Source organism: Mesorhizobium sp. HAY1-8B (assembly GCF_056868045.1).
Genome location: NZ_CP200321.1, coordinates 3,196,689 through 3,219,582 on the forward strand (window position 1 = coordinate 3,196,689; position 22,894 = coordinate 3,219,582).

Consider the following 22,894-nt stretch of genomic DNA (forward strand, 5'->3'; position numbering starts at 1 on the left):
GATAGCGACATGCATGATTGTAGGACCTTATGACCTTCAAAGTCGCCATTATCGGCAGACCTAACGTCGGCAAATCGACGCTTTTCAATCGGCTGGTGGGGAGGAAGCTGGCGCTGGTCGACGACACGCCGGGCGTCACCCGCGATCGTCGCGTCCACGCCGCCAAGCTCTATGACCTGCATTTCGATGTCATCGACACAGCCGGTTTCGAGGATGCCGCCGCCTCGACCCTGCCTGGCCGCATGCGTGCGCAGACCGAGATCGCCATCCAAGAAGCCGACCTGATCTTCTTCACCATCGATGCCAAGTCCGGCCTGCTGCCGGACGACAGGACCTTTGCGGAAATCGTGCGCAAATCCGGCAAGCCGGTCGTTCTGGTCGCCAACAAGGCCGAGGCGAAAGGCGCCCAGGGCGGCATGTTGGAGGCCTGGGAACTCGGCCTTGGCGAGCCGATCCCGGTTTCGGCCGAACATGGCCAGGGCATGCCCGATCTGCGCGACGCGGTGATCGCGGCACTCGGCGAGGCGCGCGCCTTTGGTGAGGAGGAAGAGGGCGAAGACGACGAGATCGCCGCCACCGAGGTGCTGATCGGCGAGGACATTGCCGATCCCGACGCCGAGGATACGCACACTTACGACGACACCAAGCCGATGCGCATCGCCGTCGTCGGCCGTCCGAATGCCGGCAAGTCGACGCTGATCAATGCGCTGATCGGCGAGGAGCGGCTGCTGACAGGACCGGAAGCCGGCATCACCCGCGATTCCATCTCGGTCGACTGGGATTGGCATGGCCGCCGGCTGAAATTGTTCGATACGGCCGGCATGCGCCGCAAGGCCAGGATCCACGAAAAGCTGGAAGTGATGTCGGTGCAGGACGGCTTGCGCGCCATCCGTTTCGCCGAGATCGTCATCATCGTGCTCGACGCCACGATCCCCTTCGAGAAGCAGGATCTGCAGATCGCCGACCTGATCATCCGCGAGGGCAGGGCGCCGGTGATCGCTTTCAACAAATGGGATCTGATCGATCATCCGCAGGAACTTCTGGCGGAACTGCGCGAAAAGACCGAGCGGCTGCTGCCGCAGGTACGCGGCATCCAGGCCGTTCCGGTCTCGGCCGAGACAGGGCGCGGCCTTGACAAGCTGATGGACGCGGTGCTGAGGACCCACAAGGTCTGGAACAGCCGCGTCTCGACCGGCAAGCTCAACCGCTGGCTTGAAGCCATCCTGGCGCATCATCCGCCGCCCGCCGTTGCCGGGCGCCGGCTGAAGGTCAAATATGTCACGCAGGCCAAGACGCGGCCGCCGGGCTTCGTGGTCCAGTGCTCGCGCCCGGATGCGATGCCGCAATCCTATGTGCGTTATCTCTCCAACAGCCTGCGCGAAGCGTTCGACATGCCGGGCGTGCCGATCCGCATCGCGCTGCGCACCTCGGACAACCCGTTCGCCGGCCGGGCCAAGAAACGCGGCTGAGCCTGGCGCTCGTCCGATCAGGCCACGGCGCGTAGGCCGGCAGTCCGCGCATTGTCGGGTAGTGCCTGTCGCGCCGCCTCCAGCAGTATATCGGCGAGGCGCGCCGCCACCGGCTCGAGTTCGGCATCCCGGCGATGCAGGTACAGAGCCATCTTGGGCAGCCCCGGCAGGCCGGCAATCTCCGGCTTCATCGCGCTGACGCTGGCCGGCAGGCCAATGTCGGTGCGGATCGTCAACCCCAGCCCCGCGGCCACGGCCGCCCATATGCCGCCAAGGCTCGGGCTGGAGAAGGCCATGCGCCATGGCAATCCGGCGCGGTCGAGCGTTTCCGTCGCCACTGTGCGCAGCAGGCATGGCGCTTCGAGTGCCACCAGCGGCAGTGGCTCGCCGTCGCGCAGGCTGGTCTCGATGCGCTTGGTCGGACCGATCCAGCGCATTGGAACGTCGGCGACGTGCTCGCTATAGGGCAGCATCGTGCCATTGTGCCAGGCAAGCGCGATATCGAGACTGCCTGACGTGATCTTGTCGGCGAGTTCGAAGCTGCGCGCGATCCTGGCCTCGATCTTCACCTTGGGGTGGGCGCGGGCGAAGCGGCCGAGCACATCCGGCAGCACCGCCTCGCCGAAATCTTCCTGCAGGCCGAGCCGCACCCAGCCCTCCAGCTCGACATCATGGATTGCCGCCGCCGCCTCGTCATTCAGCTCGATCAGCCGTCGCGCATAGCCGAGCATGGTCTCGCCGGCCTCCGTCAAGGCGAGGCCGCGCCCCGATTTGCGGAAGATCGGCGTCGCTGCCTGCTCCTCCAGCTTCTTCAACTGCGCGCTGACCGCCGAGGTCGAGCGGCCAAGCCGGTCGGCGGCCTTGGCAAAGCTGCCGAGCTCCATGCCGGTGACGAAACTGCGGAGGACGTCGAGGTCGAAGGTCACGCGTTGCATAAGGAGTATCCTGATTTTCAGGATTGATAGTCAAAAACTTCCTGATTTTTAGGACGGATTTATGGCGATAGAGAGATGGGGTCAAGGTCCAGGCGACTGGATCCCCATGGGAATGAAATCATGTCCGCCATCGTTGACTGCACCGACCAAAGGCCAACACAGATCCTGCAAGACAGGGCTGCCGGCTCCACCGGAAGGGTGTTCAGCCCTGGCCATCGCTGGAAGGTCCTGGGCATCGGTGTCGCCGCGAACGCCAGTTTCTCGGCCACCTTCTCCGGCATACCGGCAACGGCCGTCGTGCTTCGTCAGGGCTATCACCTGAGCAATGCCGAGCTTGGCCTGGCGCTTGGCCTCCTCGGACTGGGCGTTGCGCTCAGCGAATTGCCCTGGGGCTTGCTCACCGATCGCTGGGGCGATCGCCGCGTGCTTCTGATCGGACTTGGGGCGACGGCGGCATGGCTGCTTGCCATGGCCGTGCTCGTCGTGCCGACGAGGTCAGGCGCTCCCGATATCACGCTCCTGTCGGCAAGCCTGCTCGTCACCGGATTGCTGGGCGGCAGCGTCAACGGCTCGAGCGGCCGTGCCATCATGGGCTGGTTCCGGGAAAATGAACGTGGCTTTGCCATGAGCATCCGTCAGACGGCGGTGCCGCTGGGCGGTGGCTTGGGCGCGCTTGTCCTGCCGTCGCTCGCCCTGGTTTTCGGCTTTTCCGCGGTGTTCGGGCTCCTGGCCGGCACATCCGCTCTCTCCGCCCTGTTCGCCTGGCGTTGGCTGCACGAGCCGCCGACCGTGGATCACGTCGTTTCGACGACCGCGGCCGGATCGGCGCCGCTGCGCAACCTCGAGGTCTGGCGCATCGCCACCGCTATCGGCTTGCTCTGCTTCCCGCAGGTGGCGGTGCTCACTTTCGCGTCTGTGTTTCTGCACGACTTCGCAGGGCTGGGAACCGCCGCGATCAGTGCGAGCTTGGCAGCCGTGCAGATCGGCGCCATGGTCATGCGCGTCTGGAGCGGCCGCTTCACCGACCGCCACGGCAATCGCCGTCAGTTCCTTCGCAGATGCAGCGCGTTCAGCGCGCTTGCCTTCGTGGTGCTCTGGGTATTGGTCCTGGCCAGCCCCGCCATGCCGGGCGGCCAGTCCTTCCTGATCGCTGTTCTTCCCCTAGTGCTGATTGCCGCAGGCATCTCGGTCTCCGCCTGGCATGGTGTTGCCTACACCGAGCTTGCCACGCTTGCCGGCGCCGGCCATGTCGGAACCGCGCTCAGTCTGGCCAACACCTTTGTTTTCGTTGGATTCTTCCTGGTGCCGGTGGCCATTCCTGGGCTGCTGCACCTCTGGTCATGGTCCGGCGTCTGGCTGTCGGCCGCCATCTGCGCGCTCATCGCATGGCCGATTTTCCTGCGGCCGGCCTGAATGCTCCCGCCGCAAAACCGCCCGACTTCGAAACCACGACCTTGAGCCGACTGAGAAAACCCGATCGATCCCGTTAACGTCCCATCAAGGTTAATGCATCATTTTGCTCTCCAGTGGGGTCAGTAGCGTTCCTGGAGAGAGTTCCGTGCATCGACGCGTCTTGAAGCGGCTTGCTGCCGCCGCCGGTGAGAAGAAGCGCAATTTTGTGTCTCCGCTCATCATCGGCCTCGGCATCTGGATCGGTTTCCCGACCGTCGCTGCCTACCAGGACATGACCAGTCTGGTTTCCGGCCTCGAATCGCCGACCGCGCGCTGGAATTCCTATGTCGAGAGATCCGTCGCCGGTTCGGTGCATGCCGCCGAGATGCCGTTCGTCGATTCCGATGTCACTGGCTCGATCTCCGGATCGGGTATTCACCTGGCGGGCGTCGGCTCTGTCTCGTTTCGCGGCAAGGGCGGCAAGGTCAGCGGCTCGCCCGACGAGGATCGCGTCATGCGCGCCGACAAGAAGGGCCGCATCGTCCAGGTGTCTCCTGTTGCACCGCCGAAGAACTTCAACGCCGGTTCGATCTTCCAGCGGACCTCATCCTTGATGCGGCCGAGCATGGACAGCGATCTGAAAATGGCATTTGCCAAGCCCCAGATCAAAGGCAAGGAAATCCAGATCGCCGCGGAATTCCATGCGCGTGAGGACAAGAAGCCGGATCCCGGCGTGCCGGCCATGCTTGCGGCCCTCGTCAACAACGATCATCCGGATGTGCTGGCAACGGCTTATGCGCAATCCGAGCCGGACTATGCCAAGGCCTCGCCCTTCGAAGCCCTCCTCCAGGACGAGCAGCCCAACAGTGGCCGCTTCATTCCGCCGATGGCCAAGGGTGACCATTGGTGGATCCAGAATCCGCTGCCTGAGAGTGTCTTCTCCAAGAAGGAGCAGGCATGCCTGGCCAACGGCATCTATTTCGAGGCGAGGAGCGAGTCCGTGCGCGGCCAGGCTGCCGTTGCCCAGGTCATCCTCAATCGCGTCCGCAATCCGGCCTACCCCAATTCGATCTGCGGCGTCGTTTACCAGAACGACAGCTGGTTCAACCGTTGCCAGTTCTCCTTCGCTTGCGACGGCAGGAGGAAGCGCATCGACAGCCCGGTCGCCTACAAGACCGCGCAGGACATCGCCATGGCCGTCACCGCCGGCAAGATATTCATCCCGGAGGTCGGATCGTCGACCCACTACTATGCCCAATATGTCCATCCGGGATGGGCGCGCACGATGCAGAAGATGACCAAGATCGGCTTGCATATCTTCTACCGCACCTATGGCGGCGGGTGGAGCTGAAGGCCTGTCGGCCGCTGGTCTTTTCCGCCGGCTACGGGCTCGATTGAGGAGCCATTGTCCGGGGGATTCGCGCGACGCATCCCCGTCGTCGCGGCGGGCACGATGTCGCACCTTACTAATTCTTTGATTTTATTGCCTAAAATACATGGCAATGATCTTCCGCCCGTGGCTTGACGGGCGCAAACCCTCTAACTATGTTGCCGGCGACTTTAGAAGCGGACGGACGGTGACGGTCTGACCGGGCAGGGGGGTTGCGATGGCCGATAAAAGCAGGCCAGACGGAACCGGAGAAACCGGCCGCGGCAATCAGCATGAAACCGGCATCCGCGACGACGATCTTGAGCGACGTCGGCGTGAACTTGAAGCATCGCTTGCGACAAGGCTGCCGAACCGGCTCGAGGGGAAAGACGACGCGAAAGCGGGCAGTGCGGCCGGATATGGCCAGGCGGTCAAACTCTCCAGTGAATTTATCGCTGGCGTGGTGGTGGGCGCCGGTATCGGCTGGATCATCGACCGTATGGCGGGGACATCGCCGTGGGGTCTGATCGTTTTCCTGCTGCTTGGTTTTGGCGCCGGCGTGCTCAATGTCATGCGTTCCGCGGGCGTTGTGGCAGAATTCGGACAGGGCGATAAATCGCGCTCTGGCCGGGACGACAGCAAATGACCGCCCTTCAGGCGGCATTTGGAAATAGCCGCCTCGTGCGGCAATGGTAATTTGGCCGTACGCGGCATTGACGGGGTTAGAACGTGGCAGCTGACAAGGTCGATCCGATCCACCAGTTCCATATCATCAAGCTGGTTCCGATTAACATCGGCGGCTACGACCTGTCCTTCACAAATTCGGCACTGTTCATGGTCGCGACCGTGGTTGTCGCGGCCGCGTTCCTGTTCCTGACGACGTCGAGCCGCAGCCTGGTTCCCGGCCGGCTGCAGTCGATCTCCGAAATGGCCTACGAGTTCGTCGGCAACATGTTGCGCGATGCCGCCGGCACGCAGGGCATGAAGTTCTTCCCCTTCGTGTTCTCGCTGTTCATGTTCGTGCTGGTCGCCAACCTGCTCGGCCTTTTCCCCTATTTCTTCACCGTCACCAGCCACATCATCGTCACCTTCGGCCTCGCCGCCCTGGTGATCGGAACCGTGGTGGTCTACGGCTTCATGAAGCACGGTCTCGGTTTCCTGAAGCTGTTCGTGCCGCATGGCGTGCCGGTGTTCCTGCTGCCGCTGGTGGTGCTGATCGAAGTCATCTCCTTCGTGTCGCGCCCGGTCAGCCTCTCGGTTCGTCTGTTCGCCAACATGCTGGCCGGCCACATCACGCTGAAGGTGTTCTCGGGCTTCGTCGTCAGCCTCTCCGCGCTCGGCGCGGTCGGCGTCGCGGGCTCGATCCTGCCGCTGGCCATGGCGGTGGCGCTGACGGCGCTTGAATTGCTGGTCGCCTTCCTGCAGGCGTACGTCTTCGCGGTGTTGACCTGCATGTATCTCAACGACGCCCTGCATCCCGGGCACTAGGCCCAAGAGTTTCCGGCCTTACGAGTTTCCAACTCTGGCGCCGGATGGAATACCAACGGAATTTTCAGATCCAAAGGAGTTGAACAAATGGACGCAGAAGCAGCAAAGTACATCGGCGCCGGCATCGCTTGCCTGGGCATGGGTGGCGCGGGCATTGGCCTGGGCAACATCTTCGGCAGCTACCTCTCGGGCGCGCTGCGCAACCCGTCGGCTGCTGACGGCCAGTTCGGCCGCCTGATCTTCGGCTTCGCCGTGACCGAAGCTCTGGGCATCTTCTCGCTTCTCATCGCGCTGCTGGCCCTGTTCGGCTGAGCTTTGGGAAGATTGGACAGGCCGGCCGCGCAAGCGGCGGGCCTGATATCTGGGGATAGTCCATGTTCGTGACATCTGCCTTTGCGCAAGAGTCCGCGCCTGCCGCCGATACCAGCCATGCCGCGACCGGAGGCGACACGCACTCCGCCACCGGCGTGCCTGCCGAAGCGCATGGCGCATTTCCGCCGTTCGATCCTGCGACCTTCCCGTCGCAGCTTCTGTGGCTGGCGATCACTTTTGGGCTGTTCTACCTCTTCCTGAAGCGCGTCGTGGTGCCGCGCGTCGGCGGCATCATCGATGTGCGCAATGACCGTATCAGCCAGGATCTCGATCAGGCGAGCAAGTTGAAGGGCGAGGCCGACGCCGCTGTTGCTGCTTACGAGCAGGAACTGGCGGAAGCCAAGAAGAACGCCAATTCGATCGGCCAGCAGGCCGCCGATGCGGCCAAGACGGAAGCCGAGACCGCACGCAAGAAGATCGAGGCCGCGCTCGACGAGAAGCTTGGCGAGGCCGAGGCACGCATTTCTTCCATCAAGGCCAACGCCATGAAGGAAGTCGGCAGCATTGCCGAGGACACCGCTTCGGCGATCGTCGAGGCCCTGGTCGGCGGCAAGGCCAGCAAGGCCGAGGTCGCGGCCGCGGTCAAATCCGTGGCCCGGTGAGGAGCGCATCATGGACGCTACATCTCTCGCAACGCTCTGGGCCACGATTGCCCTGATCATCTTCCTGGGCGTCGCCATCTACATCAAGGTGCCCGGCCTGATCGCCAAGGCGCTTGACGCCCGCGCCGCCAGGATCAGCAGCGAGCTCGACGAAGCCCGCAAGCTGCGTGACGAGGCCCAGCAACTGCTCGGCCAGTACAAGAAGAAGCGCAAGGAAGCCGAGCAGGAGGCTGCCGACATCGTAGCGGCCGCCAAGCGCGAAGCCGAAATGCTCGCCGCCGACGCGCATAAGAAGTCCGAGGACTATGTCGCTCGGCGCACCGCGCTTGCCGAGCAGAAGATCGGTCAGGCCGAGCGCGATGCGGTTGCCGAAGTGCGCGCCAGCGCCGTCGATGTCGCCGTCGAAGCCGCCCGCGCGCTGCTGGCCGCCAAGGTCGATGTCAAGGCCGGCGCCGACCTGTTCAAGGCTTCGCTCGCGGATGTGAAGGCCAAGCTGAACTGAGCGGTTCTCGAGCTGCCGACATGAAGCCGCCCGCAACCCGGCGGCTTTTTTGTTGGGCGCATTGAGCACGGATAATCCCTCGAGGGGGAGATCGCTCGCTCAGCTCAGTCCAGCCCGGCCAAGCTCTCTTCCTCAGCCACCTCCGCCCCGCCCAGCCTGAACGGCGCGAATGACACGCGGTGCAGCCGTGCGACGGGGCCATGCGCCTCGATCGCCGTACGGTGGCGGGCCGTGGCGTAGCCCATGTGGACTTCAAAGCCGTAGCGGTCGTGATGGCTGCCGCAGCCGCACATCATGCGATCGCGCATCACCTTGGCGACGATCGAGGCGGCGGCGATCGACTGCGAGCGCTGGTCGCCCTTGATCAACGCGCGGCCGTCGCACGGCAGCCCGGGCGGCACATCGCGGCCGTCGGCAAGCGCGAGTTTCGGGCGGACCGACAGCCCGACCAGCGCGCGCCGCATCGCCTCCAGGCTTGCCTTGAGGATGTTGCTGCTATCGATGCCTTCGGCGCTGATCGACGCCATCGAAACCGCCTGCGCGGAGCCAAGAATGCGCAGGAACAGCGCCTCGCGCTGCAAATGACTGAGACGTTTGGAATCGTCGAGGCCTTCGGGGATGTTGGCGGGGTCGAGCACCACCGCGGCCGCGACCACCGGCCCGGCCAGCGGGCCGCGACCGGCCTCATCCATTCCCGCGACAGGCCATAGCCCGTCAGCCATCGCCTTCGTCTCGAAGGAGAAATCGGGTTTCTCGACGATTTCGAAGAGAAGCGGAGAATCGGAACGCGCGCGAGCCATGTTGCGGCGAGGTTCGCATCGGCTCCGATTCTCCGCAAGTCCCTCCGGGTCGGGTGGGGCGCCGGACCGGGAGGGCACCGTCTGCAGGCCGGGGCAGGCCGGACGGGATTCTTTGCCGTGACCGCAATGAAGCGGCGGCGGCGAAAGGGGGCGTTCAGAGCAGCATCAACTGCTCCTGGTCCTTTCCGGCCGCGACGAACAGGTCGCTGCGGAGCGTGCGCCGCTCAGCATTGAGGCCGAGCCGCTTGGCGGTGATCTCGAAGCGGCGACCGATCTGCCAGGCGTAGGGTCCGGCGCCCTTCATGCGCTTGCCCCATTCCGAATCGTAGTCCTTGCCGTCGCGCATCGAACGGATCAGGGACATCACGTGGCGGTAGCGGTCGGGATAATGGCGCAGCAGCCAGTCCTTGAAGATCGGGCTGACCTCCAAAGGCAGGCGCAGCACGACGTAACCCGCCTCGCGCGCGCCCGCCGCGCGCGCCGAATCGAGGATCCGTTCCATCTCCTGGTCGGTGAGGCCGGGGATGATCGGCGCCACCATGACCGAAGCCGGAATGCCGGCATCCGAAAGCTGCCGGATAGCCTCCAGCCGCTTGGTCGGCGTCGACGCGCGGGGCTCCATGGTGCGCGCCAGCATGCGGTCCATTGTCGTCACCGACAGCGCCACCTTGGCCAGCCCGCGCTCGGCCATGCGCGACAAGATGTCGATATCGCGCGTCACCAATGCGGACTTGGTGACGATGCCGACCGGATGGCCACGCGCTTCCAGCACTTCGAGGATCTCGCGCATGATCCGGTACTGCTTTTCGATCGGCTGGTAAGGGTCGGTGTTGGTGCCGATGGCGATGGTGCGCGGCTGGTAGCCGTCCTTCGACAGTTCCTTGTCGAGCAACCTTGCCGCATCCGGCTTGGCGAACAGCTTGGATTCAAAATCCAAGCCCGGCGACAGGCCCATGAAGGCGTGCGTCGGCCGTGCGAAGCAATAAACGCAGCCATGTTCGCAGCCGCGATAGGGGTTGATCGACCGGTCGAAGGAGATGTCAGGCGATTCGTTGCGGGTGATGATGGTACGCGGCTTTTCAACCTGCACTTCGGTCTTGAAGGGCGGCAGCTCCTCCAGCGAATCCCAGCCATCATCGAAGACATGGCGGCTGACCGGCTCGAACCGGCCGGACGGATTGATGCCCGCCGACCGGCCGCGATTGCGGTCCGGACGGATACGCATGCCACTCTGCTCGATCATCGCATTGGCCATCTCGGCTCGTCCAGCTCCGAAAGCTGCAATGTCGGCGCGCACGATCGGTTCCATCTTGGCCCGCTCCCAGGGACTGTCCATGTTGTTTCGAATCGCTCGGTTCATGAAATTATTCCTATTTTCTCGATGAGAACAAATCAAGAACTTTCTATGCTGCGCTGCAAAAACTGGCGCTGTGCGCTGCTTTCCGCTATTCGGCTAAACATGCTCAGTGTTCTCATTGAAACGCGCAATGACGAGGAGGCTCTCGCCCGTACGCTCAGCTCGCTGATTGGCGGCGCTGTCGAGGGCGTGGTGCGCGAGGTCGTCGTCTGCGACACCGGCTCCACCGACCAGACGCATCATGTCGCCGAGCATGCCGGCTGCCAGTACGTGGCAAGCGGCGGCATTGCCGTGGGGATCCGCCAGGCCAAGGGTGACTGGCTGCTGCTGCTGGAGCCGGGCGCGCGGCTGGTGGAGGGGTGGATCGATGCGGTTGTCGCCCACACGGCGCGGCAAACCATGGCGGCGCGATTCTCGCGCGCGCGGGGCAGCCGCACACCGTTCCTGGCTCGGGTCTTTTCGGGAAACCGTGCGCTCGCCGACGGGCTGGTGATCAGCAAGCGGCAAGCCGCGTCCTTGTCGAAAAGCGCCGGTAGCGCCGAGGCGCTGGCGCGTGGCCTGGCGACAAAGAGGCTCGACGCCGAGATCTGGGTAGCGCCGCCGAGGCAGCAGCACCGCTCGCCAAAGTGATTTTTTGCATATGCTCTGTCTATTGTGCATTGCACAAAACGTGACGCGGGGTTAGCCTCTCCCCGAGGTGGTGAATTGGGTTTGGGTCATGCGAGTGGTGAGCACCGATGCGGCATCGGGGTCGCGCTCATGGACGAGGATCCGATGAACCTTTCAACCCCTGACAAATCCGGCGCCGCCAGTCTCGAGGCCATTGCCCGCAATGGCAGCTTGTTGCGGCGCATCGCCGTACGCATTCCGACCTATCTCACGGACCTGCGCGAAAACCCTGCCTGGCTGCCGATGTTCATGCTGGCGCGCACCATGCCTGGGCGACGGATGCATTGGCTGGGTGCAAAACGCGCCCGTCCTGCCGACAATGTTGGGGATACGATGTTTTCCGGTGTCGAGCGGGCGGCGGTGGTCGATGCGCTGCGCTCCGACGGCCTGTTTTCAGGCCTGGTCCTGCCATCGGAAATTCATGAGGAGATCGCGCGTTTCGCAGAACGCACGCCTTGCTTCGGCAATTTCGACCGTCGTCTCGAATTCATGCCGGGCGAGCATGCGAAAGCCGAGAAACGCCTGGCTCGCTCGTTGCTCAGCGGACACTATTTCGAGCGCATCCTCGACTGCCCGGCCGCACTCGCCATCCAGCGCGATCCGCTGCTGCTCGACATTGCCGCGCACTATCTCGGCGGCCAGGCGAAACTGATCACCACACGCGTCTGGTGGAGCTTTCCGACCGGCGCGGCCTCCGACGCCGACAAGAACCTTGCCTCGCTCGGCAAGTATCATTTCGACCTCGATGACTGGCGCATGCTGAAATTCTTCTTCTACCTCAGGCCTGTCGACGCCGACACCGGTCCGCATGTCTATGTCAGGGGCAGCCACAGGCGCCGCGCCATGAAGCATCAACTGACCCTGTTGGTCGGCCATCCCGCCCAGGAGGTGCTGGACGTCTATGGCGAGCAAAGCCCGGTGACCCTGACCGGAGAGGCCGGCCTCGGCTTTGTCGAGGACCCGTTCGGTTTCCACATGGGCACCGTGCCGGCGCGCACGCCGAGGCTGATGATGGAGGTGGGCTTCGGTGTTTCGCGCCCGTCACGCCGGCGCTTCCATGGAGAGCCGGTCATCCGCTGAGCGGGATCAGTCGAAGCTGATCTCGACCCGCATCCAGCGGAGGCGACGCCTGGCTTCGCGTTGCTCTCTGCTTTCCCCGTCGAAATCGACAGGGACAGGCTCGCGGCTGAACGCCTTTTGGTCGTCCATGGCACTGATGATGACGATTGCTTTCGCGTCGTCTCCGGCGATCGCGGCGACATAGACGCCGCAATCCGCGCAGATCAGATAGTCGGCCGTCCTCAGCCCGAACCGGTATTTGCGTAATCGCTCGATATCCCCGACCGAGACAATCAGCCTGCCGTCCGGATCGGCGACGGCGCGCGAGCCATGTTTGATGCAGAACGAGCATTGGCAGGCGCGGACTTCGATTTGCGATGGATCGCGTTCGGTTGAAAATCGAAGGCGTATGTTGCCGCAATGGCATCCGCCGGTATGCTCGGTCATCGCATCGTCCTTGTCGGGATCGGCTATTGCCGTTTCACGAGAAGGTACTTTCTCCGGCATCCGGTTTGGAATGGCCTTTCGAAGGCGCCGGCGCCTTTCTGCCTGGCAAACGCGGCGTGAAACCGGGGCTTTGCCCTCGGCTTTTACGGAGTCGACTTCCCGCGCCGCAGATGTTCGTCCAGGCGCGGCATGATCTCGACGAAATTGCACGGCATGTGACGGTAGTCGAGCTGCGCCTTCAGGATGCCGTCCCAGGCATCCTTGCAGGCGCCGGGCGAGCCCGGCAGCACGAAGACGAAAGTGGCGTTGACGACGCCGCCGGTCGCGCGGCTCTGGATCGTCGAGGTGCCGATCTTGTCGTAGGAGATGCGGTGGAACACTTCGGAAAAGCCGTCCATGCGCTTTTCGAAGATCGGCTCCAGCGCCTCCGGTGTCACGTCACGCCCGGTGAAGCCGGTGCCGCCGGTGGTGATGACGACATCGATATTCTTGTCCCGCGACCACGCCAGGACCGTGTCGCGGATCTTGTCGCGGTCATCGGTGACGACATCGCGGGCGGCCAGGATGTGGCCGGCCTCGGTGATGCGATCGGCCAATGTCCGGCCGGATTTGTCGTCGGCAAGGCTGCGCGTGTCGGAAACGGTCAGCACCGCGATGCGAACCGGAATGAACGAACGGCTCTCGTTAATCCCAGCCATCTCACTCAGCCTCCGATGCGATGCTCCGCGTCGCCGCGACGAACCAGTCGGGCTGGCGGCCGCGTATTTCGGCTGCCGCCCGCTTGGCGACATTGCCGGTCTCGAACAGACCGAAGCATGTCGCGCCCGATCCGGACATGCGTGAAAACCCCGATCCGGCCTTATCAAGCCACGACAGCGCCCGGCCTATGGCGGGCTGCAGCGCCACGGCTACCGGTTCGAGATCGTTGCGGGTGACCTCCAGCCAGTTGCGCAGGCTGTGAAAATCGATGCTGCGCGGCAGCGGCGCCAGTGGTTCATTGTCGCGGCGGGATAGCGCTGCGAAGATTTCCGCCGTCGACACCGGCGTGCCCGGATTGACCAGCACCAGTCCAAGCGCCGAAAAATCCGGCACCATCGACAGCTCGTCACCAATGCCGCGCGCCACCAGCGGCTTTGCCGCCAGGCACATCGGGACGTCGGCGCCAAGCGAGAGACCGATCCTCGCCAGCTTGGCGTCGTCGATGGCCAGGTCCCATGTCCGCACCAGCCCGCGCAATACGGCCGCCGCGTCACTCGATCCGCCGCCGACGCCGGAGGCGACCGGCAGGTTCTTTTCGAGTTTTATGGCAACCGGCGGAGTTCGTACGGAGCCGGCCTCTCGTCGCAGGGCATCGCGCGCCTTCAGCACGAGATTGCTGGCGTCCAGGGGAACTGCCGGCGCGTAACGGCCGGACACGGTGAAATCATCGCTGTCGGCGAGCGCGATTTCGACGCGGTCGCCAAAACGCGTGAACACCGCCAGGCTTTCAATCAGATGATAGCCGTCAGGCCGCCTGCCGGTGACATGGAGTGCCAGATTGATCTTGGCATGCGCTGGCCAGGTGCGCGAACCGATTTCGGTGTCCACGGCGTCAGTCGTGTGGGGGATGATGCTCAGTCCTTGGCCAGCCGGTATTCGCCGGTCTTCGGATCCTTGACCAGCGTACCCATAGCGCCGTTGGCCGCCTGCTTTTCAGTCCGCCGCACCTTGGCCGTCACGCGCTCGGCTTCCCGGACGAAAGTGCGGTAGCCGAAATAGGCGGCGACGCCGACGACGGTGAAGAAAATGATCTGCGGCATGTCAAAACTCCTCCCACGCTGGGCCGGCGAAGGCGGCCGGTCGGGTCGGTTGGTGCATGTTGCCCAAAAACTGTGTCCGGTTTTGGGAAAACGACATGCATGAGACTACAAGCACTCATGCTAGACGGTTTCGCCCGGTTTTCAAAGCCCGAAGCGAGCCCACAGCGCGCGCTCTTCCGCCGCATCGATGATGCCGCTGGCGGCGGCGCCGGCGATGTCGGGCGCCGAAAAGCCCCTGCTCGAGCCGAACAGGCCGAAACGGCTGAGGAAGCCCCGCGGCGCCGAGACCAGCCTGAGCTGGGTCTTCGCCCCGAACCGGGTCTTCAGCACGGTGCGCATGTCGCCGAGCGCATCGACGAGGCCGAGTTCCAGGCCTTTCTTGCCGGTCCAGAACAGGCCGGTGAACAGGTCCGGATCGTCCTTCAGTTTCGTGCCGCGCCGCTCCTTGACCAGATCGATGAACGTGCCGTGCACCTCCAGCTGCAACGCCTTCAGCCGCTCGATGTCCTCCTTCTTCTCGGGCTTGAATGGATCGAGCACCGCCTTGTTCTGGCCGGCAGTGTGGACACGGCGCTCGACGCCGATCTTCTTCATCAGTTCAGGAAAGCCGAACGAGGCCGAGACCACGCCGATGGAGCCGACGATGGAGGAGGGATCGGCAAAAATCTCGTCACCGGCGACCGCGATCATGTAGCCGCCGGAGGCGGCGACGTCCTCGACGAAGACCAGAACCTTCTTGTTCTTTTCGTTCGCCAGGTCGCGGATGCGCTTGAAGATCAGCCGCGACTGCACCGGCGAGCCGCCGGGCGAATTGATCGAGACGGCGACCGCCGGCGCGTCGAAGGAAAAGGCCTTCTCGATGAGGCCGGCGGTGGAGGCCAGCGACAGGTTCTGCCGGAACTGGCCGCCCGACATGATGGTGCCGTGCAGCCGGATGACCGGAATGGTGACGACGGTGGAGCGCCAGGATTTCGGCAGCAGACGGTTGAAAAGACGTTTCACGAGGACGCGGTCTCCGGTCGATGGGTTGCAGGCATGTAGGGATTTCCCGGCCAACGGCAATGTGGCGGCCAGGAATAGCTCAATCTCCAAACAGCGAGGCGAGACCGTTGGCGATCATTTCGCTGCGCTCGTCGGGGCCATTACCCGATTGCGCGTGCAGCATCAGGGGCGGACGGATGGCGAGTTTTCCGCGGGTTCCCAGCGCTGCGCGCACGACGATGCGGATCGCCGCCGCGTCGGGGCGAGGGTGCACGGCGAGCATCTCGGCATCGCCGAAACGGCCTGCGATCGCGTCGAGGATGGCGCCTAGCTGTTCGGGCCGTGCGATGACGGCCAACCCGCCGCGCGGCTTGACAACCGCCGCCGCACTGCGGATCCAGCTTTCGAACAGCCCGTCCTCCATGACATGGGCTTCCTTTCTCAGCCGGTCAGGCGTGGCGCGGTCCCGGGCGGCGTTGAAGGGCGGATTCATGATGACGTAGTCGAAGTCATTGTCGGCCAGACCTGCCGCCGCCCGGGCCTGGCCGGATACTGTGACATCGGCGACGAGCACGGATGCGCGATCGCTGAGATGGGCATTGCCGGGATGAGCAAGGGTGGCCGCGGCAAAGGCCGCCATTTCCGGCGCGCGTTCGACCAGCACGGCCTGGGCGGCCGGGCATCGCGACAGCACGGCCAGGCCGGCCGCGCCGGCGCCGGCGCCGAAATCGGCGAGGCGTCCGCCAAAGGCGGACGGTACGGACGCCGCCAGCATCATCGCATCCATGCCGGCGCGATGGCCGCCATGCTTGGGTTGCACCAGCCAGAACCGGCCGCGATGGAAGGCGTCGACCGTGTGGGCCGGCGTGTCCGGGCCAAGGGTGTCAAGGGCAGGGGCGGCTGGCGCGGCCGGCATTATTTTGTGCGGATCTCGTTGGCGATGCCGGCGTCCGTCAGGATACGCCGCGCGGCATCGACCTGGTCGGCGTCGACCATCACGCGCTTCTGCAAAAGACCGATCGACCCTTCGAGAATGCTCATATTCTGATCGGCGACAAAGCAGGCGATGCCGGCGTCGCGCATCAGCGATTCGACGAAGGAGATGATCACGGCATCGTTTGTGCGGACAAGTTCTATCATCTGATGAAACTCGCAGTTTGCGCTATTGATGTAAACGGGCGGAGATTCCCTGGCCGAGCCTCGCTCCCCCAGCGGTTGACAGGCTGTTACCGACGCCGCGCCAATTCGCCACTTGCCGTGGCCGTGTCCGCCGCCCTAGAGTCCATACTGGGACTAAGGGTGCCGTCGCACGCGTTATACCAAGACGGGAGTGATTGTCGTGGGTGTCGTTCTCAACATCGAAAACGGGAAGCGGGAACCCGCCTCCATCAAGGATCTGATCGATCTGACGGCCGCCGATATGGGGCGCGTGAACGAATTGATCCTGTCGAAGGCCGGCTCCGACGTCGAGATGATTCCCGAGGTCGCCAACCATTTGATCTCGTCCGGCGGCAAGCGGCTCAGGCCGATGCTGACGCTCGCCGCCGCGCAGATGTTCGGCTATGCCGGCGAGGGTCACGTCAAGCTCGCCACCTCGGTCGAGTTCATGCACACGGCCACGCTTCTCCACGACGATGTCGTCGACGAGAGCGGCATGCGACGCGGCAAGAAGACTGCCCGCATGATCTGGGGCAACCAGGCGAGCGTGCTGGTCGGCGACTTCCTGCTCGGCCAGGCCTTCCGCATGATGGTCGATGTCGGCTCCCTCGAGGCGCTCGACATCCTGTCGAGCGCGGCCTCGATCATCGCCGAGGGCGAGGTCATGCAGCTTGCCGCAGCAAAGAACCTGGAGACCACCGAGGACGAGCATTTCGCCGTCATCAAGGCCAAGACCGCCGCACTGTTTTCGGCCGCCGCCGAAGTCGGCCCCGTCATTGCCCAGGCGACCCGCAACGATCGCGCGGCCCTGCGCTCCTACGGTATGAATCTCGGCCTTGCCTTCCAGCTGATCGACGATGCGCTGGACTATGGCGGCGCCAGCAAGGATCTGGGCAAGAATGTCGGCGATGATTTCCGCGAGGGTAAGGTGACCCTGCCGGTCATTCTCGCCTACCGGCGCGGCACCAAGGCCGAGCGCACCTTCTGGAAACGTGCCATCGAGGACAATATCGTCGACGACGCGGGCCTGGAAAAGGCGATCGGCCTGATGACCCGCCATGGCGCCATCGCCGATACGATCGGCCGCGCTCGCCATTTCGGCGAGATCGCCCGCGACGCGCTGGCGCCGCTGGAAGAAACGCCGCAGAAATCGGCGCTGATCGACGTCATCGATTTCTGCATCAGCCGGGTGAACTGAGAAGGCCGGCCTTCCCGGAATTCCCTTGGCTTGTGCTGGGGAGAACGCCAATGAATACGGCGTCGCCATCTCGACAAGCTGCCCTGCCGCAAATTATCTATAAAACATGGCAAAGGGCACGGACGACACCATCGCGGTGCGCATCAGCAAGGTGCTGGCGGACCGCATCATCTCTGGCGCGATAGAGCCGGGGGCCAGGCTGCGCCAGGATCATGTCGCCGAGGAATTCCACACCAGCCATGTTCCGGTGCGCGAGGCGTTCCGCCGCCTGGAGGCGCAAGGCCTGGCCGTCAGCGAACCGCGCCGCGGCGTGCGTGTCGCCGCATTCGATCTTGGCGAGGTCAAGGAGGTCGCCGAAATGCGGGCGGCACTCGAAGTGCTGGCGCTACGTCATGCCGCGCCGCATCTGACGTCAGCCATTCTCGACCTCGCCGAGGAGGCGACCAAGGCCGGCGACAAGTCCCGCGACGTCAGGTCATGGGAAGAAGCCAACCGCGCCTTTCACCGGCTGATCTTGGCGCCATGCGCCATGCCCCGCCTGCTCGCCACCATCGATGATCTGCATGCCGCCAGTGCGCGCTTCCTGTTCGCGGCATGGCGTTCGGAGTGGGAGGCACGCACCGACCAGGACCACCGGGCGATATTGACCGCCTTGCGGCAGGGAAACACCGAATCGGCAGCTGCAACGCTGGGACGCCATGTCCAATGGATCGGCCGCAAGCCGGTCAGGACTGCCTCCGGCGCGACGCGCGAGGCCTTCGCGATCGTGGGTTGAGGCATGTCGCCCAAAAGTGGCTCCCTGCTGTGGGGGAACGACAGGCATGAAACACTGCCCTAAGCCGCGTCGCGACGCGCTTTTAGGCCATCCCCACCAAGCGGAGGCTTGCTATCCCGGCGAAAATGTGGATTCGATAATAGATCGAAAACAGAAATTATCTATAATTTCAAATCGGTCGAAGGTATCCCAATGGCAGACATCGCATTCAACTCCCGCAAACCTTCTTTCAGCCCGCTCAGGCTCCAGGATCGCGCTCTCGGCTGGCAGGTCGGAGCCGTCGTGCTCGGCACGCTGTTCCTGGCGTTGGCGTCCTACATCGAGGTGCCGATGGTGCCGGTCCCGGTAAACATGCAGACCTTCGCGGTAACACTGATCGGCGCGCTCTACGGCTGGCGGCTTGGCGCCATCACCATCGCCGCCTGGCTGGTCGAGGGCGCTGTGGGCTTCCCAGTTCTGTCCGGAGGGGTAGGGGGCGCGTCCTATTTCGTCGGGCCGACGGGCGGTTATCTCTTCGCTTTCCCGGTTGTCGGCGCGCTTGTCGGCTGGCTGGCCGAACGCGGCTGGAACAGCAACAGGGTAGTGCTTGCCTTCGCCGCCATGCTGCTCGGCAACCTTGCCTGCCTGGTTCTGGGCACGGCATGGCTTGCCGTCATGATCGGCGCCGAGAAGGCCATAACCTTCGGCTTCCTGCCGTTCATCGTCGGCGGATTGCTGAAGTCGGCGCTTGGTGCGGCGACACTCATGGCGCTTCGCGGCGGCAACGCCAAGCCGGCCAATCCGTGACGGTTAGGCTGCGCGCCCATCACCTCCTTTGCCTGCTCACCTATGTGGGCAAGGGATACAGCCCCGCCTTCACCGCCAATTATGACGGGATCGCGGAGCGCCTGAGCCGTGGCGAGGACATCCTCCTCGTCTCCGGTCCGGATGATGTCTGCGCGCCGTTGCTCGACGGGCCGGAACCGCATTGTCTCAACCAGAGCGTCATCGAGCGGGACCGGCTTGCGGCACGCAATGTCGAGGACTTGCTGGCCCTGCCAGTCCAACCCGGCATCCGCCTCGATCTCGATGTGGCAACACTGGCGCTGATGCGCCGGGCGTTTTCCGTTGGTGGCGTACGCAAGGCTTGCGGCGGCTGCGAATGGAACGAGTTGTGCGGCGCGATAGCGGCCGGCGGCTTTCCCGATACCAAGGTGCAGCGATCCGTCGTGCCGCGCTGACCTTGACGCCGGCTTTTCCCCGGTCGAAAATCCGCTGCAGCCATGGTTTGTTAATCGGCTGACCCGATTGTGAATTTCAGGCGGATTGAAGCGTGACCCCAAAAAGGCCATGCTTTGCCCGGAAAGATCGAGTCTACGTCGATCCCGCTGACGCGGAGATGGCGCCTGGCTGAAAGGGATACGATGCAGCAAGGACGAGCGCGCTGGCTGACAAGGCTGGCAATTGTGACCGGCATGGCGATCTCGGCTTTGCCGGCCTATGCCAAGCAATCCACCGAACCGGTCAAGATTTCCTCGTTCTCGGGTGCCTATCTGGCTGCCCGGATCGCCGAAGGCGACAACGACCTCGACAGCGCCATCGCCTATTACAAGCAGGCCCTGGCCTTCGACCCGAGCGACACCGGCCTGCAACAGAGCCTGATGCTGTCTCTGATTGCGCAAGGCCGCTTCGACGAATCCCTGGTTTATGCCGACAAGCTCAAGGAAGTGCCCGATGTCGAGCGCTTCTCGCGCCTGGCGCTGGCCGTCGATTCCTTCCACAAGAAGGATTTCACCAAGGCGCAGTATTGGCTCAAGCTGTCGCTGGAATCCGACCTCGACCGGCTGATCTCCGGCGTCATGTCCGGTTGGGCCCAACAGGGTGCCGGCCAGGCCAGCGATGCAATGGCCTCCATCGACAAGCTTCAGGGCCCGGACTGGTTCGGCCTGTTCAAGTCCTTCCACCGCGCGCTGATCGCCGATGCCTCCAACATGCCCGAGAAGGCCGAGGCGATCTACGCCGCGACGATGCAGGACACGGCCGCCGGCGGCGCGGCGCCTGAAACCTGGATGCGCAATGCCCAGGCCTATGCCTCGTTCCTGGCCCGCAAGGGCGACAAGGCCAAGGCGATATCGGTGCTGGATCAGGCCGAAACGTTTTCGCCGGGCAAGCTCGAAATCGTCACCTTGCGCGACAGGATCGCCAAGGGCGACAAGATCGCGCCGTTTGTCTCAGGTCCGTCCGACGGCGCGTCCGAAATCCTGCTCGATCTCGCCACCGCGCTCAACCGTGGCGGCGGCGAGCCGTTCGTCCGTCTTTACCTGCAATACGCCCTGGCTCTGAGGCCTGACAGCGACGCGGCTCTCGTGCAACTCGCCGCTGTCGCCGAACAGCTGAAGGACGGCGAGGGCGCCATCGCGCTCTATCGGCGCATCCCTGATTCTTCGCCGCTGAAAGAGCTTTCGGACTTGCAGCTTGGCCTCAACCTTGCCGATCTCGACCGCCATGACGAGGCGATCACCCACCTGAAGGCCTTCGTCGACGCCCATCCCAACGACATGCGCGCCTATCTGGCGCTCGGCGGCGTCTATTCCTCCAAGGATGATTTCCGCTCCGCCGCCAACCTCTACGACAAGGCTGTCGAGGTGCTGAAGACGCCGACCGCGGCCAACTGGAACATTTTCTACCAGCGCGGCATCGCCTATGAGCGCCTCAAGGAATGGCCAAAGGCCGAGCCGAATTTCCGCAAGGCGCTGGAATTGCAGCCGGACCAGCCTCAGGTGCTGAACTATCTCGGCTATTCCTGGGTCGACATGAATACGAACCTCAAGGAAGGCCTGGCGATGATCCAGAAGGCCGTCGACCTCAGGCCGAGCGACGGTTACATCGTGGATTCGCTCGGTTGGGCCTATTTCCGGCTCGGCAGGTTCGATGACGCGGTGCGCGAGATGGAGCGTGCCGTATCGCTGAAGCCGGAGGATCCGGTTCTCAACGATCATCTCGGCGACGCTTACTGGCGCGTCGGCCGCAAGCTGGAAGCCACTTTCCAGTGGAACCAGGCCCGCGACCTGAAGCCCGATCCCGACGTGCTGGCCACGCTGCAGCAGAAGCTGATGAAGGGCCTGCCGCCGATCGAATCCAACACGGCGCAGGAAACCCCGAAGGTCAAGCCCGAGCCGGTGCCTGCCCCGAAGGGGTGAAATCGGCTTTTTGAATGCGAGCGGGGCTTCTTTGGGAGCCCCGCTGCGCCCTTTCGGGAGCCGCATCCGGCGTGCCTTGCTTGACGCTTCGCCGTCGTGTCTCTAGGACGTGCCGGCAAGCTAGCCTTTGCTGTCGAGGCCACCCGTGACGATTGAAATTCCCGCACATATGCATCCCAGCCGCTCGTTCCAGGGGCTGATCCTGACCTTGCACAATTACTGGGCGGCCTATGGTTGTGTCATCCTCCAGCCCTACGACATGGAGGTCGGCGCCGGCACGTTTCATCCGGCAACGACGCTGCGCGCGCTCGGGCCGCGTCGTTGGAACGCTGCCTACGTCCAGCCCTCGCGCCGTCCCAAGGATGGCCGCTACGGCGAGAACCCGAACCGGCTCCAGCATTACTACCAATACCAGGTGATCCTGAAGCCGAACCCGCCGAACTTGCAGGAGCTCTATCTCGGTTCGCTTCAGGCGATCGGCGTCGACCCGCTGCTGCATGACATCCGCTTTGTCGAGGACGACTGGGAAAGCCCGACGCTGGGCGCCTGGGGGCTTGGCTGGGAATGCTGGTGCGATGGGATGGAAGTCTCGCAGTTCACCTATTTCCAGCAGGTTTGCGGCATCGAATGTGCGCCGGTGGCCGGCGAACTGACCTATGGGCTGGAGCGGCTGGCCATGTATGTGCAGGGCGTCGACAATGTCTACGACCTCAACTTCAACGGCCGCGAGGGCGTCGACAAGGTGACCTATGGCGACGTCTTCCTGCAAGCCGAGCAGGAATATTCGCGCCACAATTTCGAATACGCCAACACAGCGATGCTGCTCAGGCATTTCGAGGACGCCGAGGCCGAATGCAAGGCGCTGCTCGATGCCGGCGCACCGGCTTCGAACGACAATCTGCCGATGCACAAGATGGTCTTCCCGGCGTACGACCAGTGCATCAAGGCCAGCCATGTCTTCAACCTGCTTGACGCACGCGGCGTGATCTCGGTCACCGAGCGGCAGAGCTACATCCTGCGGGTGCGCAATCTGGCGAAGGCCTGCGGCGAAGCGTTCTTGAAGACGCAGGCTGGTGGTTTGGCGGCCTGAGTCAGGCCCCCTCCATCATTTCGAGGGAAGCGTTGATCGGCGACAGGATCTGGCCGCTCTGTCCGGCCATCGTCCGCAGTGCCTGCCTGACACCCGGCATCCAGAAGGCGCCATGGACCTGCGCGGTGAAGCAGGCGCTGAGCGCGAGGATCTGCAGAAGTCTGGATGCCGTTTTCATGGTCGTTCAGCCAATAGTTCCCTGCCTGAGCGTGTGTCGCTTCAGCGCTGCGTTCGGTTCATGGAAATCTTTGAT

27 protein-coding genes are annotated in these 22,894 nt (G+C 63.8%); 16 read left to right on the forward strand and 11 right to left on the reverse strand.

The genetic code is table 11. The annotated features are described in order from the left end of the window. Positions 1-29 precede the first annotated feature (29 nt). Positions 30-1,469, forward strand: a complete 1,440-nt coding sequence (der, locus tag AC1VON_RS14930) for a ribosome biogenesis GTPase Der (protein ID WP_172351435.1) — start codon at positions 30-32, stop codon at positions 1,467-1,469. Between the two features lie 17 nt (positions 1,470-1,486). Here der and AC1VON_RS14935 read toward each other — a convergent pair whose 3' ends face one another. Then, a complete protein-coding gene (locus tag AC1VON_RS14935) occupies positions 1,487-2,404 on the reverse strand; it encodes a LysR substrate-binding domain-containing protein (RefSeq protein WP_483124036.1) in 918 nt (305 codons plus the stop codon). Between the two features lie 120 nt (positions 2,405-2,524). Between AC1VON_RS14935 and AC1VON_RS14940 the strand changes: the two genes are divergently transcribed. The 7 genes from AC1VON_RS14940 to AC1VON_RS14970 all read left to right on the forward strand — a co-directional run bounded on the left by AC1VON_RS14940 (position 2,525) and on the right by AC1VON_RS14970 (position 8,129). Next, positions 2,525-3,817: an MFS transporter gene (locus AC1VON_RS14940; RefSeq protein WP_483124040.1), complete on the forward strand. Its 1,293-nt coding sequence runs from the start codon at positions 2,525-2,527 to the stop codon at positions 3,815-3,817. A 145-nt stretch (positions 3,818-3,962) separates the two neighbouring features. Further along, positions 3,963-5,147 carry a cell wall hydrolase gene (locus AC1VON_RS14945; RefSeq protein WP_172351432.1) on the forward strand — a complete coding sequence of 395 codons (1,185 nt, stop codon included), beginning with the start codon at positions 3,963-3,965 and terminating at the stop codon, positions 5,145-5,147. Between the two features lie 256 nt (positions 5,148-5,403). Further along, positions 5,404-5,811, forward strand: coding sequence for an AtpZ/AtpI family protein (locus AC1VON_RS14950; RefSeq protein ID WP_172351431.1), 408 nt, complete (start codon positions 5,404-5,406; stop codon positions 5,809-5,811). Between the two features lie 83 nt (positions 5,812-5,894). After that, positions 5,895-6,653 carry a F0F1 ATP synthase subunit A gene (locus tag AC1VON_RS14955; protein WP_172351430.1) on the forward strand — a complete coding sequence of 253 codons (759 nt, stop codon included), beginning with the start codon at positions 5,895-5,897 and terminating at the stop codon, positions 6,651-6,653. A gap of 87 nt (positions 6,654-6,740) precedes the next feature. Next, positions 6,741-6,965, forward strand: a complete 225-nt coding sequence (locus AC1VON_RS14960; protein ID WP_013896722.1) for a F0F1 ATP synthase subunit C — start codon at positions 6,741-6,743, stop codon at positions 6,963-6,965. Positions 6,966-7,027: 62 nt separating this feature from the next. Then, positions 7,028-7,627 (forward strand): F0F1 ATP synthase subunit B, encoded by a 600-nt coding sequence (locus tag AC1VON_RS14965; RefSeq protein ID WP_172351429.1) that lies wholly within the window; start codon positions 7,028-7,030, stop codon positions 7,625-7,627. Positions 7,628-7,637: 10 nt separating this feature from the next. Continuing rightward, positions 7,638-8,129 (forward strand): F0F1 ATP synthase subunit B, encoded by a 492-nt coding sequence (locus AC1VON_RS14970; protein WP_483124054.1) that lies wholly within the window; start codon positions 7,638-7,640, stop codon positions 8,127-8,129. 104 nt (positions 8,130-8,233) lie between these two features. Here AC1VON_RS14970 and AC1VON_RS14975 read toward each other — a convergent pair whose 3' ends face one another. Both AC1VON_RS14975 and AC1VON_RS14980 read right to left on the reverse strand, forming a co-directional pair. Continuing rightward, positions 8,234-8,929, reverse strand: a complete 696-nt coding sequence (locus AC1VON_RS14975; RefSeq protein WP_483124058.1) for a ribonuclease HII — start codon at positions 8,927-8,929, stop codon at positions 8,234-8,236. A gap of 154 nt (positions 8,930-9,083) precedes the next feature. After that, positions 9,084-10,238: a PA0069 family radical SAM protein gene (locus AC1VON_RS14980; RefSeq protein ID WP_483126334.1), complete on the reverse strand. Its 1,155-nt coding sequence runs from the start codon at positions 10,236-10,238 to the stop codon at positions 9,084-9,086. 150 nt (positions 10,239-10,388) lie between these two features. Between AC1VON_RS14980 and AC1VON_RS14985 the strand changes: the two genes are divergently transcribed. Both AC1VON_RS14985 and AC1VON_RS14990 read left to right on the forward strand, forming a co-directional pair. Further along, positions 10,389-10,916: a glycosyltransferase gene (locus AC1VON_RS14985; protein WP_172351426.1), complete on the forward strand. Its 528-nt coding sequence runs from the start codon at positions 10,389-10,391 to the stop codon at positions 10,914-10,916. Positions 10,917-11,060: 144 nt separating this feature from the next. Next, positions 11,061-12,035, forward strand: coding sequence for a hypothetical protein (locus AC1VON_RS14990; protein WP_483124063.1), 975 nt, complete (start codon positions 11,061-11,063; stop codon positions 12,033-12,035). A gap of 6 nt (positions 12,036-12,041) precedes the next feature. On the opposite strand, the gene AC1VON_RS14995 is transcribed toward AC1VON_RS14990, so the two are convergent. From AC1VON_RS14995 to AC1VON_RS15025, 7 genes are all read right to left on the reverse strand, one after another. Beyond that, positions 12,042-12,671, reverse strand: coding sequence for a GFA family protein (locus tag AC1VON_RS14995; protein ID WP_483124064.1), 630 nt, complete (start codon positions 12,669-12,671; stop codon positions 12,042-12,044). Then, positions 12,605-13,159 (reverse strand): molybdenum cofactor biosynthesis protein B, encoded by a 555-nt coding sequence (gene moaB / locus AC1VON_RS15000; RefSeq protein ID WP_483124065.1) that lies wholly within the window; start codon positions 13,157-13,159, stop codon positions 12,605-12,607. Before moaB ends, AC1VON_RS14995 begins: the two co-directional genes overlap by 67 nt. 1 nt (position 13,160) lies before the next feature. Then, the gene (locus tag AC1VON_RS15005; RefSeq protein WP_483124066.1) at positions 13,161-14,048 is read right to left on the reverse strand and encodes a 4-(cytidine 5'-diphospho)-2-C-methyl-D-erythritol kinase; all 888 of its coding nucleotides are present in this window, start codon (positions 14,046-14,048) and stop codon (positions 13,161-13,163) included. Between the two features lie 26 nt (positions 14,049-14,074). Next, the gene (locus AC1VON_RS15010) at positions 14,075-14,260 is read right to left on the reverse strand and encodes a membrane protein (RefSeq protein ID WP_013896713.1); all 186 of its coding nucleotides are present in this window, start codon (positions 14,258-14,260) and stop codon (positions 14,075-14,077) included. 141 nt (positions 14,261-14,401) lie between these two features. Further along, the gene (locus tag AC1VON_RS15015; RefSeq protein ID WP_172351421.1) at positions 14,402-15,262 is read right to left on the reverse strand and encodes a S49 family peptidase; all 861 of its coding nucleotides are present in this window, start codon (positions 15,260-15,262) and stop codon (positions 14,402-14,404) included. Between the two features lie 79 nt (positions 15,263-15,341). Further along, positions 15,342-16,157, reverse strand: a complete 816-nt coding sequence (locus AC1VON_RS15020) for a tRNA1(Val) (adenine(37)-N6)-methyltransferase (protein WP_172351420.1) — start codon at positions 16,155-16,157, stop codon at positions 15,342-15,344. After that, on the reverse strand, positions 16,157-16,381 hold the full coding sequence (locus AC1VON_RS15025) for a putative signal transducing protein (RefSeq protein ID WP_056564102.1): 225 nt from the start codon (positions 16,379-16,381) through the stop codon (positions 16,157-16,159). The genes AC1VON_RS15020 and AC1VON_RS15025 overlap by 1 nt, the downstream gene beginning before the upstream one ends. Positions 16,382-16,580: 199 nt before the next feature. Between AC1VON_RS15025 and AC1VON_RS15030 the strand changes: the two genes are divergently transcribed. The 6 genes from AC1VON_RS15030 to AC1VON_RS15055 all read left to right on the forward strand — a co-directional run bounded on the left by AC1VON_RS15030 (position 16,581) and on the right by AC1VON_RS15055 (position 22,641). Continuing rightward, entirely contained in the window at positions 16,581-17,597 is a 1,017-nt protein-coding gene (locus AC1VON_RS15030) for a polyprenyl synthetase family protein (protein ID WP_172351418.1), read from the forward strand. 106 nt (positions 17,598-17,703) lie between these two features. Then, the gene (locus AC1VON_RS15035; RefSeq protein WP_172351417.1) at positions 17,704-18,372 is read left to right on the forward strand and encodes a GntR family transcriptional regulator; all 669 of its coding nucleotides are present in this window, start codon (positions 17,704-17,706) and stop codon (positions 18,370-18,372) included. Between the two features lie 192 nt (positions 18,373-18,564). Next, complete coding sequence (locus AC1VON_RS15040; RefSeq protein ID WP_172351416.1) at positions 18,565-19,158, forward strand: biotin transporter BioY; 594 nt, start codon at positions 18,565-18,567, stop codon at positions 19,156-19,158. Further along, complete coding sequence (locus AC1VON_RS15045; RefSeq protein ID WP_483124067.1) at positions 19,155-19,592, forward strand: DUF1284 domain-containing protein; 438 nt, start codon at positions 19,155-19,157, stop codon at positions 19,590-19,592. Before AC1VON_RS15040 ends, AC1VON_RS15045 begins: the two co-directional genes overlap by 4 nt. A 183-nt stretch (positions 19,593-19,775) precedes the next feature. Continuing rightward, the gene (locus tag AC1VON_RS15050) at positions 19,776-21,551 is read left to right on the forward strand and encodes a tetratricopeptide repeat protein (protein ID WP_483124068.1); all 1,776 of its coding nucleotides are present in this window, start codon (positions 19,776-19,778) and stop codon (positions 21,549-21,551) included. 169 nt (positions 21,552-21,720) lie between these two features. Next, positions 21,721-22,641 carry a glycine--tRNA ligase subunit alpha gene (locus tag AC1VON_RS15055; RefSeq protein ID WP_172353028.1) on the forward strand — a complete coding sequence of 307 codons (921 nt, stop codon included), beginning with the start codon at positions 21,721-21,723 and terminating at the stop codon, positions 22,639-22,641. A gap of 1 nt (position 22,642) precedes the next feature. Here AC1VON_RS15055 and AC1VON_RS15060 read toward each other — a convergent pair whose 3' ends face one another. After that, positions 22,643-22,819: a hypothetical protein gene (locus AC1VON_RS15060; protein WP_483124069.1), complete on the reverse strand. Its 177-nt coding sequence runs from the start codon at positions 22,817-22,819 to the stop codon at positions 22,643-22,645. Positions 22,820-22,894: the final 75 nt, after the last annotated feature.

Coding starts and splice junctions, on each gene's coding strand:
- AC1VON_RS15050 (WP_483124068.1), top strand. CDS start 19,776: ATGCAGCAAGGACGAGCGCGCTGGCTGACAAGGCTGGCAATTGTGACC.
- AC1VON_RS14990 (WP_483124063.1), top strand. CDS start 11,061: ATGAACCTTTCAACCCCTGACAAATCCGGCGCCGCCAGTCTCGAGGCC.
- AC1VON_RS14965 (WP_172351429.1), top strand. CDS start 7,028: ATGTTCGTGACATCTGCCTTTGCGCAAGAGTCCGCGCCTGCCGCCGAT.
- AC1VON_RS15025 (WP_056564102.1), bottom strand. CDS start 16,381: ATGATAGAACTTGTCCGCACAAACGATGCCGTGATCATCTCCTTCGTC.
- der (WP_172351435.1), top strand. CDS start 30: ATGACCTTCAAAGTCGCCATTATCGGCAGACCTAACGTCGGCAAATCG.
- AC1VON_RS14950 (WP_172351431.1), top strand. CDS start 5,404: ATGGCCGATAAAAGCAGGCCAGACGGAACCGGAGAAACCGGCCGCGGC.
- AC1VON_RS15020 (WP_172351420.1), bottom strand. CDS start 16,157: ATGCCGGCCGCGCCAGCCGCCCCTGCCCTTGACACCCTTGGCCCGGAC.
- AC1VON_RS15060 (WP_483124069.1), bottom strand. CDS start 22,819: ATGAAAACGGCATCCAGACTTCTGCAGATCCTCGCGCTCAGCGCCTGC.
- AC1VON_RS14985 (WP_172351426.1), top strand. CDS start 10,389: ATGCTCAGTGTTCTCATTGAAACGCGCAATGACGAGGAGGCTCTCGCC.
- AC1VON_RS15010 (WP_013896713.1), bottom strand. CDS start 14,260: ATGCCGCAGATCATTTTCTTCACCGTCGTCGGCGTCGCCGCCTATTTC.
- moaB (WP_483124065.1), bottom strand. CDS start 13,159: ATGGCTGGGATTAACGAGAGCCGTTCGTTCATTCCGGTTCGCATCGCG.
- AC1VON_RS15035 (WP_172351417.1), top strand. CDS start 17,704: ATGGCAAAGGGCACGGACGACACCATCGCGGTGCGCATCAGCAAGGTG.
- AC1VON_RS14960 (WP_013896722.1), top strand. CDS start 6,741: ATGGACGCAGAAGCAGCAAAGTACATCGGCGCCGGCATCGCTTGCCTG.
- AC1VON_RS14935 (WP_483124036.1), bottom strand. CDS start 2,404: ATGCAACGCGTGACCTTCGACCTCGACGTCCTCCGCAGTTTCGTCACC.
- AC1VON_RS14980 (WP_483126334.1), bottom strand. CDS start 10,238: ATGGAACCGATCGTGCGCGCCGACATTGCAGCTTTCGGAGCTGGACGA.
- AC1VON_RS15040 (WP_172351416.1), top strand. CDS start 18,565: ATGGCAGACATCGCATTCAACTCCCGCAAACCTTCTTTCAGCCCGCTC.
- AC1VON_RS14940 (WP_483124040.1), top strand. CDS start 2,525: ATGTCCGCCATCGTTGACTGCACCGACCAAAGGCCAACACAGATCCTG.
- AC1VON_RS14975 (WP_483124058.1), bottom strand. CDS start 8,929: ATGGCTCGCGCGCGTTCCGATTCTCCGCTTCTCTTCGAAATCGTCGAG.
- AC1VON_RS15055 (WP_172353028.1), top strand. CDS start 21,721: ATGCATCCCAGCCGCTCGTTCCAGGGGCTGATCCTGACCTTGCACAAT.
- AC1VON_RS14970 (WP_483124054.1), top strand. CDS start 7,638: ATGGACGCTACATCTCTCGCAACGCTCTGGGCCACGATTGCCCTGATC.